Raw genomic sequence first — 17,703 nt, 5'->3', positions numbered from 1 at the left:
GGCACAATGGCGTGTGAATTTTTGGCACAATATGAGTGAAATGGGTGGCACAACGGCGAACGGTGTATCCACAAACCCTTTATCAAGAGGGCGATCCTACAAAAAATGCATTAATGCTGTTTACAAAAATTTAAATTTCATGAGACTATTTTTTAAGCTATTCCAATTTTTAAGCAAGCTAACTGGTAAGTTTTTCAGGTTTATCCATAGCAAAAAAAGATACGCCATTCCCTTTTATTCTTTTATGGCGTATATCGTCTTGGTCATTGTGATAATCAAAACTGCTGGTGATCCAAACTTTGACAAAGTGCTGGAGAATAAAACGGTAAATGATATCACACAACTTAATCCTATTCAGGTAGGTACAGTTATCCAACCCACTAATACAGAAGACATTATCAATGCAATACAATCAACTACAGGTCCCATTTCTATAGGAGGAGGACGGTTTAGTATGGGAGGACAAGTAGCTTTTGATAATAGCCTACATATTGACATGCGTCAATTTAACCAAGTATTAAACCTTGATACAGACAAGAAACAAGTTACAGTTCAACCTGGTATTACTTGGAGAGACCTTCAGAACTACATTGATCCACATGATCTCTCTATTAAAATCATGCAAACCTATGCTAACTTTACTGTTGGTGGTTCAATATCGGTGAACTGTCATGGACGTTATATTGGACACGGACCGATCATTTCATCTGTTCAAAATATTAAACTAATTACTGCTGAAGGAAAACTAATTAATGCGAATAGAAATGAAAACACAGACATTTTTAACGCTGCTATTGGTGGCTATGGTGGAATAGGTGTTATAGTAGAAACGACTTTACAATTGGAGGAAAACGTTAAGGTTGAAAGAAAAACCAATTTAATTCAAGTGAAAGATTACCTCAGCTTTTTCAAGGAGAACATTAGAAATAATAAAAAAGTAATATTTCAAAACGGAGACTTATATCCTCCCCATTTTGATATGGTAAAAAATATAGCTTGGATAGAAACGGATAAAGAACTAACTGATACCATAAGAGTTACTCCAACAGGTTTAGATTACAGTTTAGAACATCAATTATTAAAAGTGATTACGTGGGGAGATTTTGGCAAATGGGTACGAAGAAAAATTCTTGATCCGCTTTGGTATCGAGATGAAGTAGTGAAGTGGAGAAATCGTGAAGCGAGTTATGATGTCAATGAACTTGAACCTAAGTCGAGGGAAGAATCGACATATGTGTTACAGGAATACTTCATTCCCATTTACAATATTGAGTCCTTTATTCCAAAAATGAAGGCGGTTTATGATCAATACAACGTTAATGTGATCAATGTTTCCTTGCGTCACGCCTATCCTGACAAAGAATCTATGCTGTCATGGGCACCTGAAGAAGTGATTGCTTTTGTAATTTACTATAAACAAGAAACTAGTGATGAAGCAAAAGAAAACGTAAAACAATGGACCTTGGCCATGACAGATGCTATTTTGAGTGAAAGAGGTACTTGGTATTTACCCTATCAGCCACAAGCTACTGTCGATCAATTTAATAAAGGTTACCCAAATGCGGAGGTGTATTTTGCCTTAAAAGATTCTATTGATCCCAAACATCGATTTAATAACAAGCTTCTTGACAAATATAACCCATACATTAGCCAAAGGGTCGAGAAAGAAGGTAACACTATTAAGGGTTACTATCGAAATGAAGAACAAACTGTATTGACTGTACCAGAGTGGTATTTAGTATTCAATCCCAAAGAATACTCCGATTACTTGGAATCAGGAGCGAATCCTTCGGACTTCCCTTTCTATGCTTCCCTTGATGAATATTGGTCGTTATATGACCGTTCGCTAAAGCTAGTTTCTGAAGCTTATCCCTCAAATGAGGAATACATCACTATGTTGCAGGTAATAGGAGTGTCAGTCACTCTAGAATACACAATTAAAATACTCTATGAAAACACAATTGGTAAAGTATTTAGCTTTCTTCATAATGGTATCAATTCAGACGAAGAAGAAACAATCAATCAAGCCCATCGTGCATATAGTGACCTTATCTATCATAAAGCATGGTATGAATTTGATTTTCTTCAATGGATAGGCAAGGTATGGGCTGTTTCAAATACCAAGGATAGTAACTGGTTTCGGAAAGTTGAACGCAAAACCCTTTTTACTTTTGAATTCTTATTTAAGGCTGCTTATGGACAACTAATAGAGTGGGCAGCGAAATCGACCTACGAGGAGCCTGTTACAGACATATATGTGCTTGCCACTTCCACAGAAGAAATCCCAACGAACAATGCGGTAAAAATTCACACAAAAAAGGATGATACTTATCTAATTGCTATTGAACGCTGGGGGGCTTTTACTACTAACTTAATTGAGCTAGCAGATAAGGATATTCAGCTTCATAGTATTGGTGGTAATGATGAAATATCAGTGAGTATTATTGTACCGAAAGATGTCTCATTCCATTTAGACAAAATCAAGATGCTCTACGAATCTAAAATAGTTACAGATAATGATTCTAAAAGATTAGTGTATTTCATGCCTGTAACTGAGCTAATTCCTTTCATATCAAGAATAAAAAAAGAAGGTTTTGAGGTAGAACATATTTTTGATTATTAAATAACTATACAAGTCAAATTGTAATTTCGTTGTCTTTAATTAAATCAAAATGGATGAATATAAGCAGTTGAACATTTAAAATTGGGAGAAGTTGGATAATTATTTTTTAGCCTAATCTAGGCAGAATAGAAGAGCATAGTTATGTGATGATATTCTAACACAGAGTAGGCTAAAAAAGAAAATCCAAAACTTCCGATTTTAATTGAATAACTGCTTAAAATCATAGTTAGATCTGAATCAACAAATCTTTGGTGGGGAATTTACAATTTTTGTGAAAAGATGGGATGGGAAGATTTAGAACTTTTTGATGAAAATGAAAAACGGATTGGAACGGTATCCCTAAATAGCGAAGGTTATTTAAGAACCGGATTTGAAGATTAAAAAATCTTTGAGCAACAGCCCAACCTCCTTTTCTTGTTCTGCTCCAAACATAGACCTCATCATAAGATATTTCTAAATACATTAAGTTTTTGCGTTTTAGTTCAGACTTCGTAATGATGTGCTTACTTATCCTACCACCTATGTCCCATATGTCGTTCCTGCCTGTCAGTACCAACTTTTGCCGTTTGACTTACTTCAGTGCATTCCTCACGGAAAACCATCTTGTCACGAGCTAATGTTTTGGGATCGTACTCCGAGCATACGAAACTTGCACACTCTAGAAGATTGAACTATATTTAGAGAAATATTGATTGTATCCTTAATGGTTACATACAGTAACTAAACTCCAATCACGTTTGACACAACCGCTCTCGAATTTAGCATTTACGTTAGGGTACAAAAAAAGAACTAAGCAACATAAATCAAACTTAAACAATGAGGATTTTACTAACTGTTTTTTTACTATTGATTTCAAGTGTAACTTTTGGGCAAAAAAAAAATAAAATAGAACACAATGAAAAAATTGTAGGAAAAAACTTATTTGACAGTACCGAAATCAAAGGGACAGAATACATATTTCCAGAAAGAATTCACGAAACTTATCTCGATACAACCAATGGGTTCTTAACAGTTCAACTCCGTGGAATAAAAAAAGAAAAGTGGTTATCTAATAGGGGTAATATATTACAATATGACTTGAATAATAAAAGCCTATTGTGGAGCAAAAAAATTGTTTATGAGACAAATACTCTTCAACAATTTAGTAATACCATGATTTTTACGGTTGCAAAAAAAAGTAACTGCTTAGACATTAAATCTGGTGATGAGATTTGGGAGGTAAAAAACAATATCTATTACGTTGACCCAGTAGAAAATATTGGAATCGGTTATCGATTTAATAATTCTACAAGTTATTCAAATGAGCTCGAGGGAATCGATTTGAAAAATGGAAATATTATATGGAAAAGATTCATAAATAGAGAGTACGGTTGGAATGATGTTTTTTATACAAATGATTCTACAATGATTGTTGTTGCAGCTGGGCTACATTCAATAAATATCAATAACGGAAGAGGATGGGATTACCATACGAAAACTGGCAAGAAAGTTTATACAGGAATGATTGCTGCAAATGCCGTTGGAGTAGCAGCAGGATTAATGACTGGTACTGGTACATTCATCACGCCAACAGGATATAGTTTAGTAAGAGACGTAGTTTCAAATAGCCTTGTTGATAGTTCATACATATATTTTGCGTCAAAAGAGCAACTATCAAAAATTAATAAAGAAACAGGTGAAATCGCTTGGAATCACCTCTTACCTTATGACTTAGCAAGTAAATCAACGATTTTCATGAATGATAATGTAATTTACATGGTAAATAAAGGTTATGCTTTTATGGGTTCTCGAAAATTAGACTTTGGAAAGCCTTTTATTGCCGCATTTGATAGAGAAACAGGGAAACAGAAATATTTGACATTAATAAATGTAAGAAAAGACCCAATCCTTGATTTTAAGATATTACAAAATGAAATTTACTTAGTTTTTAAAAATAGGATTGCCAAGTATTCGATGATAACTGGAAACCTAATAATTGAAAAAGAATTTCATGAAGATCGTTACGGTGATTTGAAATACTTTGTTGGAAATCGGACATTTGTGAGAAATGAAAATAACAATTTAGTAAGCCTTCCTCATTTAGATCCTTCTAAAACCTTTGTTTTTACAAATCAAAGAAAAACATTGTCTGTTGACGATTATTTATCTGTTGTAGATATGATTAATTATGAGGATTTAAGCATTTATTATTTACATACAGCAGACTTAAAATTTATCGCAAAAGACAAACAAACATTGATTGTCGACAACAAGGGAAAAGAAATTGCTGAAATTGAGGCATCTTCAAAAGCGTTTTTGATTGGAACAACATTGTATGATAAGCAAGACAAAAGTTTTATAGCGATTGACTTGAAAGAAATATTAAGTAAGAATAAATCAAGTACCCCTGTCGAGTAAAGTACCGTTTGACAATTAGCCTAGCGGAGACCCTCTCACACCACCGTACGTACTACGAGCTCTGCTCCCTTATTTCGAATCTCTTCTCATGAAGATATAAGGTGGTTGATTACCGTTCAGCTAAATTCTTGTAAAGATCGAGCATAGAATTGTATCCGCTTTTCTCTAGTCTTTCTATGGTAATTGTTTTAATAAGAATTGGACTTTATTCACGGCTTTATTTTTTATCGGTGGTCATGAACTCGTTCCTCGTTTGAGCAATTGCCCATCCGCCTTTCCTCGTTTTTCTCCAAGCGTAAGCCTGATCATAAGATATTCCTAAGCACATTAAGTTCTTGTACTTCCGTTCCACCTTTTTTCAGTGGTGCCAGGTGCAATAACGAAGACGATTTCTTACCCACTCATCTACCTTTTTAAGTTTTCGCTTGATATTCACCAAACTAAGAGTTTCTTGATTCGTTCATCGAAGTCGTTTTTGAAGTTACCTCTTTGATACTTATTTTCAACTTTTTCCATGAATCACATTTGGCTACAAGTTGATAAATTAGCAAACTTCATTTCAGTTAAATAATCAAATACAACATTTACTTTTTATTTATCTTTGTATTCCTATAAACATCAAAAATATGAGTCCAGAAATAAATAAAAATACCGAAGACTTTGACAAAGTTTTATCTGCAATACAAAAAGCAAGACAGCAGGTTTATAAGAAAGTTAATTCAACTTTAATTGAATTATATTGGAATATAGGTGTTTTTATCTCTGAACAAGTTTCAGTAAGCTCATGGGGAAAAAGCATAGTTGAAGATCTTGCCCATTTTATATCTCAAAAAGACCCTGAATTGAAAGGATTTAGTGCAAATAATTTATGGAGAATGAAAAAATTCTATGAGACTTATAAAAACTTGCCACAGTGTGTCAAGAAATTACCTGACACTTGGCTATCAGTAAGTTGGTCTCATCATAGAAGAATTATGTCACTAAAAACAGAAGAGGAAAGACTATTTTATTTACAATTATGTTCCAAGCAAAATTATAGTGTTAGAGAATTAGAGCAACTAATAAAAACTAGTACTTTCGAAAGAACTATGATTGCTAATGAGAGTATTTCTGGTCAAGTCAAAAGCCTTCCTCAGAATACAGAAAATGTTTTTAGAGATAGCTATGTTTTCGACTTTTTAAATTTACCTATAATTCATAAAGAAAAAGATCTTCAAAAGGCATTAATCAATTCATTAAAAGATTTTATTTTAGAATTAGGAACCGGATTTTCTTTTATTGGAGAAGAATATCGTTTACAAGTAGGAAATGAAGACTTTTATATTGATTTACTCTTTTTTCATAGAGAGTTACAATGTTTAGTTGCTTTCGAACTCAAGACAGATAAATTCAAGCCTCAATATATGGGACAATTGGAATTCTATTTAGAAGCATTAGACAGGGATGTAAAATTGCCAAAAGAAAATCCAAGTATCGGTGTTTTACTGTGTAGAGAGAAAGATACAGAAGTAGTTGAGTATGCTTTAAGTAGATCTTTGAGCCCTGCTGTTGTAGCAGACTATGAAATGAAATTAATACCAAAAGAAACATTACAAAAAAAATTGAATGAACTGTACCAATTAATAAATAGAAACTCATAGCCACTAGCGAGTAGAGTGCAGACCCTCTCCGTACAAACTCCAAACTTTGTCCCTGTAATTCATCGAATACAGAACCAAAAATCTGAGCTGACATATTCAGCTAATTACTTGTATATATCGAGCAAAAAATTATACCATATCTCATAATAAAATCCGAAAAGAAGAATAGTTTCCCAAAAGCCCATAATTTCAATTATGGGTCTACGAAATACCCATTTTCATTTGTACTATTACCTCTATTCATTTCCGAAAAAAATAGATCATGTTGTGGTTCAGAAAGTGTTTTTTATGGTGGTACTTGAGCCACAAGGCATTGTGGCTCTACATGCCGATCTCATTTCAATTGAAGTATTTCATTAATAACTCCTTTCCTTATCGCTCTCCAAAATAGTTTCCCTTATTATTCGAACGCGGTAAAGGTGATGATACTTCCTCTTCTGCATAATTATACGTTACGATGTAATCTGTAATTATCTTTTTTATCAGTGTTGCTTCTTCAAAGCTTATTGTGAATCTAGCCGATAATACTTCTATGGAATAACCTTCTGTTGATTTTAGATAAAGTGGATATGTGATTGATGTAGTAGACACCCGATTTACCTCACCTACCCCCGGTTCATTATGCACTTCATTTTCCAATACATAAAGTTCTTTAATATTTTCAAGGCGTTTCGAAAATTTCCCTTTATATGGAAGAGGAAAATGTGATACGCTCATTTTATTGTTCTCAATTTTACAATACTGTCGTGTTGAAAAAAGAGCAAAAAGTAAAGTAAATTAATCCTGCATTAATGATAGCAAATATCCCAAAAAACAGTATCCCCAATATTCCATGCTTAAATTCTAATACCCCCGAAGCATACCAAGCTAACATTATAATGCTCCAAAAAGATGTAAAAAGCAGATAAAAAAAAGAACCTGCATTGAACCATTTGAAAGTGATTTTTAAAAATTGTTCGTTTTGAGTGACTGTAAAATTATGAGACGCTTGAAAGTTTTTTGGATTCATTGAGATGAGTGTTTTGTGTAATTTAGAACAAGTAATAGGACAAGAGTAAACCGTTTTTTTGATGAAGAATTAAGAAAAATATTTCGTGCTTTGGTCTTTATGATAGATACAATTGGAGGAATGTGGATTTATAAAGTTCACACGGACCAAAGTACGGTTTATCTTTTCTTCATTCTTCATTTAAAAAGTCCTTTTTCTCCTGTCCTTAAAGAAATTCTGATCATTTTTTAATATCACCTTTATACATGAAGAATATTATCAAAGTGGCGTTCCTCTTTTTTATCACCTAAGTAAATAGAATAGTTTTCATCTGAAAGCCAGACAATCCTTACGCTTTTGTTCTTTTCAGCATTTAAATAAAAACTCTGACTCACGTTATCACCTACTTTTTGATCTTTACGGAAAAGTTTGCCTTCGGCTTTTTTTGCCAATCGATACACCTCATCATCATACTCCAAGGTATCAGGAATTCTTGATACGATAGACTTATCAAAAGTTGGGTAATTAAAATTTTCTACCCTGCTTTCAATCCATGGTGTTATGATTGACATCTGCTTCTGTAAATACAATAATTTATTTCCTCCACCATCACTCACCACTCGAAGCAACTTATCTGTATTACCACTTACCCAATCGTATTGAATTGTAGAATTGACCACCCATGAAGACAAGTCATAATTGAAAACAAACTCATCTTTTAAGTCGGATAAAGAAACAGCAGTAGGGTTTATCTTTTTGTTTCTATCTCTTTTCAATTCATCCTTCTTTGGTTTATTTTCAGCATCAAGTTCTCCAGGCATGGCATAATCTTGAATATTTAATCTTTCTTCAATCAGTCTTTCTATATTTTTTGCATTGAACTTATTTCCAACCACTTTTTCTGAAAGTAATTCTATACTTGGACCATTTTTCTTCTTAAGCATCAACGGGTATTGCGTTACGTAATCTTGTTCTACGCTATTTGTCTTCTTTCGAATATACAATTGTTCTATCTCTGAAGCATCCAAAGTATACTGCCCTAGCCAAGGAAACGGTCGATGTCTTACTGTTAATTTTTTATTATCAACTTTCACAATAGTCCTGTTGAAGATATTACATAAGCAATAATAAAATGTACTTATTCCTACTGAAACATGTCCAATTGGAAAAAGTAAACTTGCGATATCGAAAACATCACCATTAAAGTCTCTTGAAAGAGCACTAACCCAGAGAATGACAAAACAATTCCATATAATCGAGAAAAATAAGTAAGTATATATTCCGGGCTTATACCATCTAAAACTAAGCTTTAGCTGTTTTTCGTTATTAGCGATTGCAACTTGGTTTGAAGACATTGTTATTTACGTTAATTTAATAAGTGATTTATCGGTTTAATTGAAGGTGTATTATTTATCCTCTGTGAAGAATATTATCAAAGTGACGCTCTTCTTTTTTATTACCTAGATAGATCGAATAATTCTCATCTGAAAGCCAGACAATTCTTATGCTTTTATCCTTTTCACCATTTAAATAGAGATTCTGACACACATTATGCCCTGCCTTTTGATTCTTATGGAAAAGTTTGCCTTCCAGTTCTTTTACCAATTGATAGACCTCATCATCATACTCCAAAGTATCTGGAATTTTTGATACTATAGATTTATCAAAAGTTGGGAAATTAAAGTTCTCTACACTGCTTTCTATCCATGGCTTAATGATTGAATTCTGCTTCTGTAAATACAATAATTGATCTTCACCACCATCACTCACCACTTGCAATAGCTTATCTGTATTTCCACTCACCCAATCGTATTGGATTGTAAAAGTGACCACCCATGAGGACAAGTCATAATTGAAAACAAAATCATCTTTTAAATCAGATAAAGAAATAGCAGTAGGGTTTATCTCCTCGTTTCTCTCTCTTTTCAAATCTTCCTTCTTTGGTTTACTTTTAGAATCAAGTTCTCTAGGCATGGCATAATCTTGAATTTTCATATAATCTTCCAACAGTCTTTCTATATGCTTGACTTGATTTATATCAACAATGGCATGTCCTGAAAGTAATATTATTTTATCACCATTTTTTTTCGCCAGCATCAATGGATTTTTCCTTTCTTGATCCCACTTATCTATGATCTTCTTCCTTCCAACATACAATTGTTCTATCTCTGATACATCCACAGAAAACTTCTTTTTCCAAGGCAAAGGAAATTGTTTCACCATTAATTTATCATTCTCAACTTTCACAATAGTTCTATTGAGTAACAGACCTAAGCAATAATAAAATCCACCCAATCCTACTGCAATATGTACAAGTGGAAGGATGAAAAACATAATGGTCATAAAATCAAATCTCACACCGTATTTAAGAAATTCAAACCAGGCAATGATAAAACTATTCCATGCGATAGCAAAAATTAAAAAAACTAAGTGGTGAGGTTTAAACCACCTTAAAGTAAGTTTTAGATAATTCTCTTTCTTGGTTATTCTTAATCGATTTGATGACATTGTTCTTTTGTTAATTTAATTTGTGATTGATTAATTAAGAGTAACTGACAGTGATGTATTTATTGTTTATGAAGAATATTAGCAAAGTGGTGTTCTTCTTCTTTATCACCTGAGTAAATCAATTTCTTACCATCAGACAAAGAAAGGACTCTCAAACTCTTATTCCTTTCATCATTATAATAAAGATGCTGTGATACTTCATGCCCTTCCTGTTGACTCTTATGGTAAAGTTTTCCTTCCAGTTTTTCTTCCAGCCTATATACTTCTGTACCATAATTCAATTGATTAGGTATTCTCTCCATAGTAGAAGTATCATGTTCCTGTAGTTTTTTATCCAAAAAACTCTTGAGTATTGGTATATCAGGAATTTCAGGTAAAGTTGGTTTTTCAAAATCTGGGAGTTGAGAGTTCTCTACCTTCTTTTCTATCCATGGTGTAATGATTGAATGCTGTTCCTGTAAATACAATAGCTTTTTATCACCTTTTTTACTTACAAGATGTAATAATTTATCTGTATTACCATTTATCCAATCGTATTGAACAGACATATTGACAAACCATGAAGAATACTCATAATCGAAAACAAAGTGCTCTCTTAAATCAGATAAAGTGATATTATCAGGGTCAAAACTTTTGTGAGCATCTCTTCTCGCTTCGTCTTCCATTGGTTCTTCTTCGGTTTCAACTTCTTCCTCTACAGTATTCAAATAGTCTTTCAATACATCTTCTATGTAATATGCATTTTCTGCTTTAATAAGAATGGATTCTTGAAGTACCTCTATTTCTTCACCATTTTTCTTCTTCAGAAAAAGTGGAAAGCCATTAGAAGATCTTACGTTGTCTTTGACTTTCACTCCCTCCTTATTGACATAGAGTTTTTCTACCTCATCTACACCCAAAGAGATCGCATCTGAATAGTAAATCGGATAGTGTTTTATGCTTAATTGATCATTCTCAATTTTCAGCTCAGTTTTGTTGAAAAAAACACAAATTGTATTGTAGAGCATCCCAAGAGCCTGTAAGGCAAAGACCAAAGGAACCACAAGCATGATAAGAGTAATGAAATTAAATGAATCCAAATTTGAAAGTAACAAAAAATACCACACCCCAATGCCTACATTCCATGCAATTGTAAAGGGTAAGGCAGAAAAAATCCGAGGATTAAACCATCTATAGGTTACTTTAATGTCATTCTCGTCATAAGAAACAATAATGCTTTTTGAAGCCATAATTAATGATGTTTAAAAGACAATAGTTATTGCTAAAATTAATTTTCGAAAATAGTTTCAATTTTAAGTACTAGTACAAAAGTTATGGAACTTTTTTAATGAAGAATTAAGAGTTAAGAATGAAGAAAAGATGGTCAGTACTATGGTCCATGTTAACCTTGCAGTACAACATCTCTGCAACGGTTTCCGTCATAAAAACAAGCTTATATGCCAGAGCAAGAAACATTTTTCTTCATTCTTCATTCAAAAAGGCCCGTTTCAATTTGTCCTAATAATTACTTTCACACTCTCCAACTTCTAGGAACTATGAAGAATATTATCAAAATGGCGTTCTTCTTTTTTCTCACCTAGGTAGATAGAGTAGTTCGAGTCTGAGAGCCAGATAATCCTAATACTTTTAGTGTCATCACTGTTTAAAAAGAAGTACTGTGACACCTCACTCCCCAATATCTGTTTTTTATGGAAAAGCTTACCATCATTCGTTTGTGAAAGACTGTAATTTTCCCCATTATGATCTAATGAATAAGGAATATTAGAACCTGCTGATTTATCAAAACTCGGAAATTTAAAGTTTTCTGATTTTGTTTCCATCCATGGAATAATTCCACTGAATTGCTCCTGCAAGTACAACAATTTATTGTCTCCTGAATCACTCACCATCTGAAGCAACCTATCTGTCGAACCGCTCAACCAATCGTACTGAATCATGAAAGTGATCATCCATGAATAAAGGTCGTAGTCGAAGACAAATCCCTCTTTTAAATCCGATATAGCAATCGCTGTAGGGTTGATCTTTTTTTTGTCGAGGTTCCTTCTCAATTCCTCTTTGGTGAATTTTTTCTCCCCTTCATGTTCACCTTCAACAGCATAATCTTGAATATTTAAGTAATCTTCAATAGTTCTTTCAATATTAATTGCTCTTTCATGAGATCCTAACTGTGCCATTGACAAGACCTCTACAGACTTACCAGTTGTCGTTCTCAAATAAAGCGACATTTCACCTTTTAACCCTTGCTTTATCCTTGAAATCGTATCTGGAAATTCCCCTTCCGTTTGTGGATTTAACATCAAATTTCCCTCACCATCAGAAATATACATCTTATTTTTTTCTACATAAAGTTGTTCTATATCGTTTACATCTAATTTAACATTAGATTTCCAAGGTATCGGAAATGGAGAATTTTCAATGGTTAGCTCCTCATTTTCTATCTTGATCGTAGTGGTATTACAAAGACTACATAAGCTGAGGTACGTCATAAATAAGATAAAGGCGAGAATAGCTAAATAAAAAAACAAAACAAAAAGAAAAAATATACTTAGAGCATTGAATAGATCAATTAGTACACCATGTAATATGTAAAGAAAATAGCTAAATGCTATCACTCCGCCAAAAATAATAAAAACAGATTTTTCATACCAATCATAACTGATCACCAATGAGTTTTCTTTTTTGGATACATGTAGGGTTTTAGAAGCCATTGTGTATTTTAATGTTTAGATTTATATTTTGTAAGTAAAGAGATTTTAAATGAAGAATTAAGAATCAGCACTATGAAGAATATCATCAAACTGACGTTCTTCTTTCTTATCACCTAGATAAATCGAATGATTATTATCCGAGAGATGAACTATTCTGACACTCTTGTTTTCTTCACTGTTCAAATAGAAACTTTGAGCTACTCTATGCCCTTCTTGTTGATTCTTATGAAAGAGTTTTCCTTCTGCTTTTTGTGCTAATCTGTACAACTCGCTATCATAAACTAGTGTATCAGGCATTTCTGATTCAGATGTTAAATTAAGACTAGGGAAATTAATATTATCCGTTTTTATTTCTATCCAAGGAGTAATGATTGACATATTTTTTTGTACATATAACATTTTATTGTCGCCCGCATCACTTATCACTTGAAGTAGTTTGTCAGTATTGCCACTCAACCAGTCGTACTGAATTGTAAAAGTGACCAGCCATGAAGATAAATCATAATTGAAAACAAACTCATCTTTTAAGTCTAACAAAGAAATTTCAGTAGGGTTGATTTTTTTGTCGAAATCTCTTTTAAGTTCTTCCTTTGTCAATTTATTTTCAGCACCATATTCACCAACCACAGCATAATCTTCAATCTTCAAGAAATCTTCAATTATTTCCTCAAGATTTTTGGCCTCTTTATAGTTCCTTAAAATCTCATGTGATAAAACCTTAATGGTCTTATCAGCAGTAGTTTTCAAGTAAAGAGAGTTATAATATTTGACGTTGTTGTTCTTATCCCTTCCTTTATTTTGTTTAATATAAAACTGTTCTATTTTATCCGTTCTTATATTTATTTCATCTTTCCAAGGCAACGGATAATGTTCGACAGTAAATCTATTATTCTCAATTTTCACTATCGTTTTGTTAAGAAAATAGCAAAAAGTGCGGTAAATAGATACTACAACCCACATAAAATGCACTATTGGAAATACAAAAAAAGCAAAAGCCATCACTCCCTGTGCTCCCGTTACAAATCCAATACCTACCCAAACGATAAGTAAAATGCTCCATACTATTGTAAAACCTAATTGAGAAAATGCTTTGGAACCAAACCAGCTAATTTTAATTATTAAAGCATCTTCGCTTTTTGATATTTTATGCTTACTAGAAGACATATTCAGTTGAAGTTTATTTTTAATAGTTACTTTTTGTATTGTAGACCAAACATAGAACTCTATATTTTCAAAAGGTACAAGATTTAAAATATATTAGTTTGCGTTTGCTTCATTTACAAAGGCTAAGATACAAATTAATTGCTCTTTAGACTAATGAATAATGTAATACGGTTTGTTTATATTTTGAGATAAATTAATTCTAACATTTCTGGAGTGTTTGGAGAATTGATATTCAAATAAGGAAGTTGAATTGTCGTTACTACCTCATCAATAAGAATGAATTTTAAATTGTAATAAGTTATAAAATCACATGAAAAATGTAATTCATTTTCATGAAAAAAAATGAAGATAAAGATGATATTTTAGCAATAGGATTTTTGGACCTTCGGCATTTTAATAGCATTTTGTAATGATAAATTCTAATAAGTACTAAGTCAAAAATAAATCATAGTATTTGATAATTTTGATTTTGTACTTATACTAACGAACAACTTAGAGCATGTTTGAAACAACTCTTAAAGGTGTCAACCTAAAAAATATTGGCCTCTATTAGTACTTAGAATAATTGGCAAAGAAATAATGTAGAAGAAGCTACTAACTGTCAAAGTATGGATCATTTAAAACTTTAAAGCAATGTATACTGAATCTCAAAAATATAATTTCACATCCCAAGGGTATTTAAGTTATGATAAGAAAAACAATGGATTAAGAATAACTCAAAAAAGAGATCCAAAAGAATACTCTTCTTTATTGGAAAGGATGAAAGCCATAAAGATGGAATTTCAGAGGGGGCAACTTTCAAGCTTAAAAGAAGACAAAGCAAATGAACTGATTGAAAAAATAACTACGTATGGTAATTTTGAATATTTCGAAATAGAATTAGGCGGAAAGGTTTCAAAACTTCCAAGAAACCTTATGAATCATCAACTGAAGTATCTCAGAATCCACGTAAAAGGAACGATTGACTTATCTGATGTATTACCTACATTACAACACTTAGAGAAGTTGCTTATTAATGCAGAAAAAATTGTTACTGGTGATTTTTCAACTTTAAAAAACCTAAAAACAATTGGTTTAGTAGCAAAAGAATGGGTGGATGATTATCAGGTCGAAAATATAAAATCTACACAATCATTATATGTATCTGTTGATAAACTAAAACATAATCAATATCAGTTGGCTGATGTAGAAAAGCTCGAAACACTTTCTATCAGTACACACTCGATTGACCTAACACAACTTCAAATAAAAAATCCATCATTATTAACGGAGTTAAGTTTAAAAACAGAGGAAATAAAAGGCATAGGTCATTTTTTAAATTACAATAAACTTGAAAAGTTAAAGATTCAAGGAAATATCGGTGAGCAACTTACACTTGACAAGATGCAAGATCTTAAATTGTTGGAGTTGAACCTCCTCAATTGTAGCACAATTCATCTGGAAAATGCTAAGCAACTTGAAGAACTTAAACTACATGTCCCTTCAAGCTTAGTGTCTTACAACTCCAATTTATTTAATCTTCCATCTCAAAAAATTGTACTTTCTGGACATCTGGAGCGATTAAATGGGCAACAAGAAATAGAGTTGAATGCTGATCTTCAAGAGTTACTAATTCAATCTGAAAGCACTGAAAAAGTAGATTTACCACAATTTTCAGCAATGAAAGTGAGCTCTTTATTCTTAGATATTAAAAATCTAGAGTGCTTTGATAAAAGCTTTAAAAACTTTCCTGGTTTAGGAGAGATTGAGGTAAAAAATCTTTCGTCTGATATGAATCTAACTCGATTTGAGAATTTAAGAAAGATAAAAATAGACCAAGCCCCTAAATCTGAAACAGTGTGTAAGATTCATTACGCTGAAAATCCAAACCTAAAAGAAATAAGAGTATCTTGGCTTCGTGGTATTTTGTCGATTGATGACCTCCCGGAAAATGTTGAATACGTCAATTTTGATAAGTGCTATCAAGTAAAAGACATCTCTACATCTAAGGTATTTAAGCACCTGAAGCTCCTTGATATCAATTCAATTGATGGTAAAATAAAATTGCCTAATGCAGTTCTTCCTCAAAAAGTTGATATTTCACTTCAAAATTTCCCTTCGCTTGAAACGGTAATTTTGTGCTGTAAAACAATTGAATATGTTGCACCAAGCATTACAACTTTCGATAATATCAAAGTGTATAATAAATCCTCAAGTGATCATTATGAGAAATTTGGGAGATACTTTGACATCCATAATAAATACCAAGAACAGTTATCTCAGCAAGAGAAAGAGGCTTTATATCATTTTGTAATTGCTGAGCATAAATCAGAAGTCCCATTAAAATATCGTCAAGTGTTTTTCTCTCTATATGGAAAAAATATTCCCGTTCTAAACCAATACTTGGAAAAATATTATGTTTCATTGAACCCTGAAGGCAAGAAAATAAATGAGTATAATTTTAAAGGTGATGCAAAAAAAATTATCCTGCTTGGTAATACTTCTACAAGGAAAACACAGCTGAAAGAGGATGTCAAAAACCTCAATTGGCAAGCGACCACTAAGGTAGAACAAGCAGATATTATTTTACTTGGGAAAAAATATCAGTTTAAATCTACTCCATCTTCTCATGTATTTTTCTGTACTGAAAAGGACTTAGTAGAATTGTGTAAAGCAACCGCTCCGAAATATTTGGAAAATCAAACTTCAGATAACACAACATTAGTAGAGAACGTTAAGGAATTGCTGATGTCAAATACTATAGAAAATGAGCTATTGGCATTAGAGTTAATAAAAAATGGTGGAATGCCAGAACAACTTCGAGGTTATATTTTGTTTGTAGCGAAATGTTCGAAAGAGAATAAAGTACGCACAAAGTATAGAAACTATCTAAAAGGGATTGTTTCAGAGGGAGAAAAACGTTTTCTATCATTGAGGTTAACTCAAACAGGTGAGAACAATACTTTTGTTTATGATGACCTTAGAAATGCTTTAGAACCAAAAATTTTAGATCAATTTATGGAGTTATTTTATCCTGATCATCGAAACTTTTGGATAGAAGCATTGAAGTCTCTTAGAGAAAATAAACAATTACGTCGAAGTATTATTGATGATCGTTTATTCTCACAGTTAAGTAGAAGGCCTAGTACACTTGGGCATATTTTTACAATTCCCTTTTACAAAGATGAATTAGAGTATGTCTTAAGTAATAGAATGTTTGGTGATAATTTGGTTAGAATTAGAATTGAAGCAATAGATCATTTACCAGAAAAAATTCTAAATTTTCCGAATATTAAACACGTCTCCATAAATAAACTAAACATGGCTGATTTCACAGGAATTATTTGTAAGCTTACGAAAATCCAAGAGCTTGCACTTCTTGATTTTCGTCATAACACAATCCCATCTGACATTGGAGCGTTAAAGAACTTGAAGCAACTTCGCATATACAATAATATTCAATCACCTATCAAATTACCAAAAGGAGTATTCGAACTGAAGAAGTTAGAAAGTGTTCAACTTAATGGTAAATATTATCCCAATTGGCAAGAAGTGAAACATACGCTCTTGGGAGAATAAATGCTAGTGGAGCTTCTAAATTAGAATTCACGAGTAAAAAAAAGTTAGGTATTGTTCATCCACAGTGTTAGGTGCTTAACATAATATGAGTGGGTTATTTTGACCAAAAAATTGATA

Annotated in this window: 10 protein-coding genes; 4 read left to right on the top strand and 6 right to left on the bottom strand. The window is 32.4% G+C overall.

The window, feature by feature from the left end; all coding sequences use genetic code 11:
* The first annotated feature begins 139 nt into the window (after positions 1–139).
* The 3 genes from HHU12_RS14485 to HHU12_RS14475 all read left to right on the top strand — a co-directional run bounded on the left by HHU12_RS14485 (position 140) and on the right by HHU12_RS14475 (position 6,660).
* The gene (locus HHU12_RS14485) at positions 140–2,623 is read left to right on the top strand and encodes an FAD-binding oxidoreductase (RefSeq protein ID WP_205959886.1); all 2,484 of its coding nucleotides are present in this window, start codon (positions 140–142) and stop codon (positions 2,621–2,623) included.
* 816 nt (positions 2,624–3,439) lie between these two features.
* A complete protein-coding gene (locus tag HHU12_RS14480) occupies positions 3,440–5,020 on the top strand; it encodes an outer membrane protein assembly factor BamB family protein (RefSeq protein WP_169657466.1) in 1,581 nt (526 codons plus the stop codon).
* 626 nt (positions 5,021–5,646) lie between these two features.
* Positions 5,647–6,660: a PDDEXK nuclease domain-containing protein gene (locus HHU12_RS14475; RefSeq protein WP_169657465.1), complete on the top strand. Its 1,014-nt coding sequence runs from the start codon at positions 5,647–5,649 to the stop codon at positions 6,658–6,660.
* A gap of 372 nt (positions 6,661–7,032) precedes the next feature.
* Here the strand turns inward: HHU12_RS14475 and HHU12_RS14470 are convergent, their stop codons facing one another.
* From HHU12_RS14470 to HHU12_RS14445, 6 genes are all read right to left on the bottom strand, one after another.
* Positions 7,033–7,377 carry a hypothetical protein gene (locus HHU12_RS14470; RefSeq protein WP_169657464.1) on the bottom strand — a complete coding sequence of 115 codons (345 nt, stop codon included), beginning with the start codon at positions 7,375–7,377 and terminating at the stop codon, positions 7,033–7,035.
* A gap of 531 nt (positions 7,378–7,908) precedes the next feature.
* Positions 7,909–9,003, bottom strand: a complete 1,095-nt coding sequence (locus HHU12_RS14465) for a DUF4178 domain-containing protein (protein ID WP_169657463.1) — start codon at positions 9,001–9,003, stop codon at positions 7,909–7,911.
* A 55-nt stretch (positions 9,004–9,058) separates the two neighbouring features.
* A complete protein-coding gene (locus tag HHU12_RS14460) occupies positions 9,059–10,156 on the bottom strand; it encodes a hypothetical protein (RefSeq protein WP_169657462.1) in 1,098 nt (365 codons plus the stop codon).
* A 59-nt stretch (positions 10,157–10,215) separates the two neighbouring features.
* A complete protein-coding gene (locus tag HHU12_RS14455) occupies positions 10,216–11,385 on the bottom strand; it encodes a hypothetical protein (RefSeq protein ID WP_169657461.1) in 1,170 nt (389 codons plus the stop codon).
* A gap of 297 nt (positions 11,386–11,682) precedes the next feature.
* Complete coding sequence (locus HHU12_RS14450) at positions 11,683–12,864, bottom strand: hypothetical protein (protein WP_169657460.1); 1,182 nt, start codon at positions 12,862–12,864, stop codon at positions 11,683–11,685.
* Between the two features lie 57 nt (positions 12,865–12,921).
* A complete protein-coding gene (locus tag HHU12_RS14445) occupies positions 12,922–14,028 on the bottom strand; it encodes a hypothetical protein (protein WP_169657459.1) in 1,107 nt (368 codons plus the stop codon).
* A 633-nt stretch (positions 14,029–14,661) separates the two neighbouring features.
* Between HHU12_RS14445 and HHU12_RS14440 the strand changes: the two genes are divergently transcribed.
* Complete coding sequence (locus HHU12_RS14440) at positions 14,662–17,586, top strand: leucine-rich repeat domain-containing protein (protein WP_169657458.1); 2,925 nt, start codon at positions 14,662–14,664, stop codon at positions 17,584–17,586.
* Positions 17,587–17,703: the final 117 nt, after the last annotated feature.

Source organism: Flammeovirga aprica JL-4, from assembly GCF_012844305.1.
GTDB classification, from domain to species: domain Bacteria; phylum Bacteroidota; class Bacteroidia; order Cytophagales; family Flammeovirgaceae; genus Flammeovirga; species Flammeovirga aprica.
The sequence above is the reverse complement of the archived record's forward strand: the minus strand, read 5'-3'. Positions and strand labels throughout refer to the sequence as shown.

Coding starts and splice junctions, on each gene's coding strand:
- HHU12_RS14480 (WP_169657466.1), top strand. CDS start 3,440: ATGAGGATTTTACTAACTGTTTTTTTACTATTGATTTCAAGTGTAACT.
- HHU12_RS14445 (WP_169657459.1), bottom strand. CDS start 14,028: ATGTCTTCTAGTAAGCATAAAATATCAAAAAGCGAAGATGCTTTAATA.
- HHU12_RS14465 (WP_169657463.1), bottom strand. CDS start 9,003: ATGTCTTCAAACCAAGTTGCAATCGCTAATAACGAAAAACAGCTAAAG.
- HHU12_RS14450 (WP_169657460.1), bottom strand. CDS start 12,864: ATGGCTTCTAAAACCCTACATGTATCCAAAAAAGAAAACTCATTGGTG.
- HHU12_RS14485 (WP_205959886.1), top strand. CDS start 140: ATGAGACTATTTTTTAAGCTATTCCAATTTTTAAGCAAGCTAACTGGT.
- HHU12_RS14455 (WP_169657461.1), bottom strand. CDS start 11,385: ATGGCTTCAAAAAGCATTATTGTTTCTTATGACGAGAATGACATTAAA.
- HHU12_RS14460 (WP_169657462.1), bottom strand. CDS start 10,156: ATGTCATCAAATCGATTAAGAATAACCAAGAAAGAGAATTATCTAAAA.
- HHU12_RS14475 (WP_169657465.1), top strand. CDS start 5,647: ATGAGTCCAGAAATAAATAAAAATACCGAAGACTTTGACAAAGTTTTA.
- HHU12_RS14440 (WP_169657458.1), top strand. CDS start 14,662: ATGTATACTGAATCTCAAAAATATAATTTCACATCCCAAGGGTATTTA.
- HHU12_RS14470 (WP_169657464.1), bottom strand. CDS start 7,377: ATGAGCGTATCACATTTTCCTCTTCCATATAAAGGGAAATTTTCGAAA.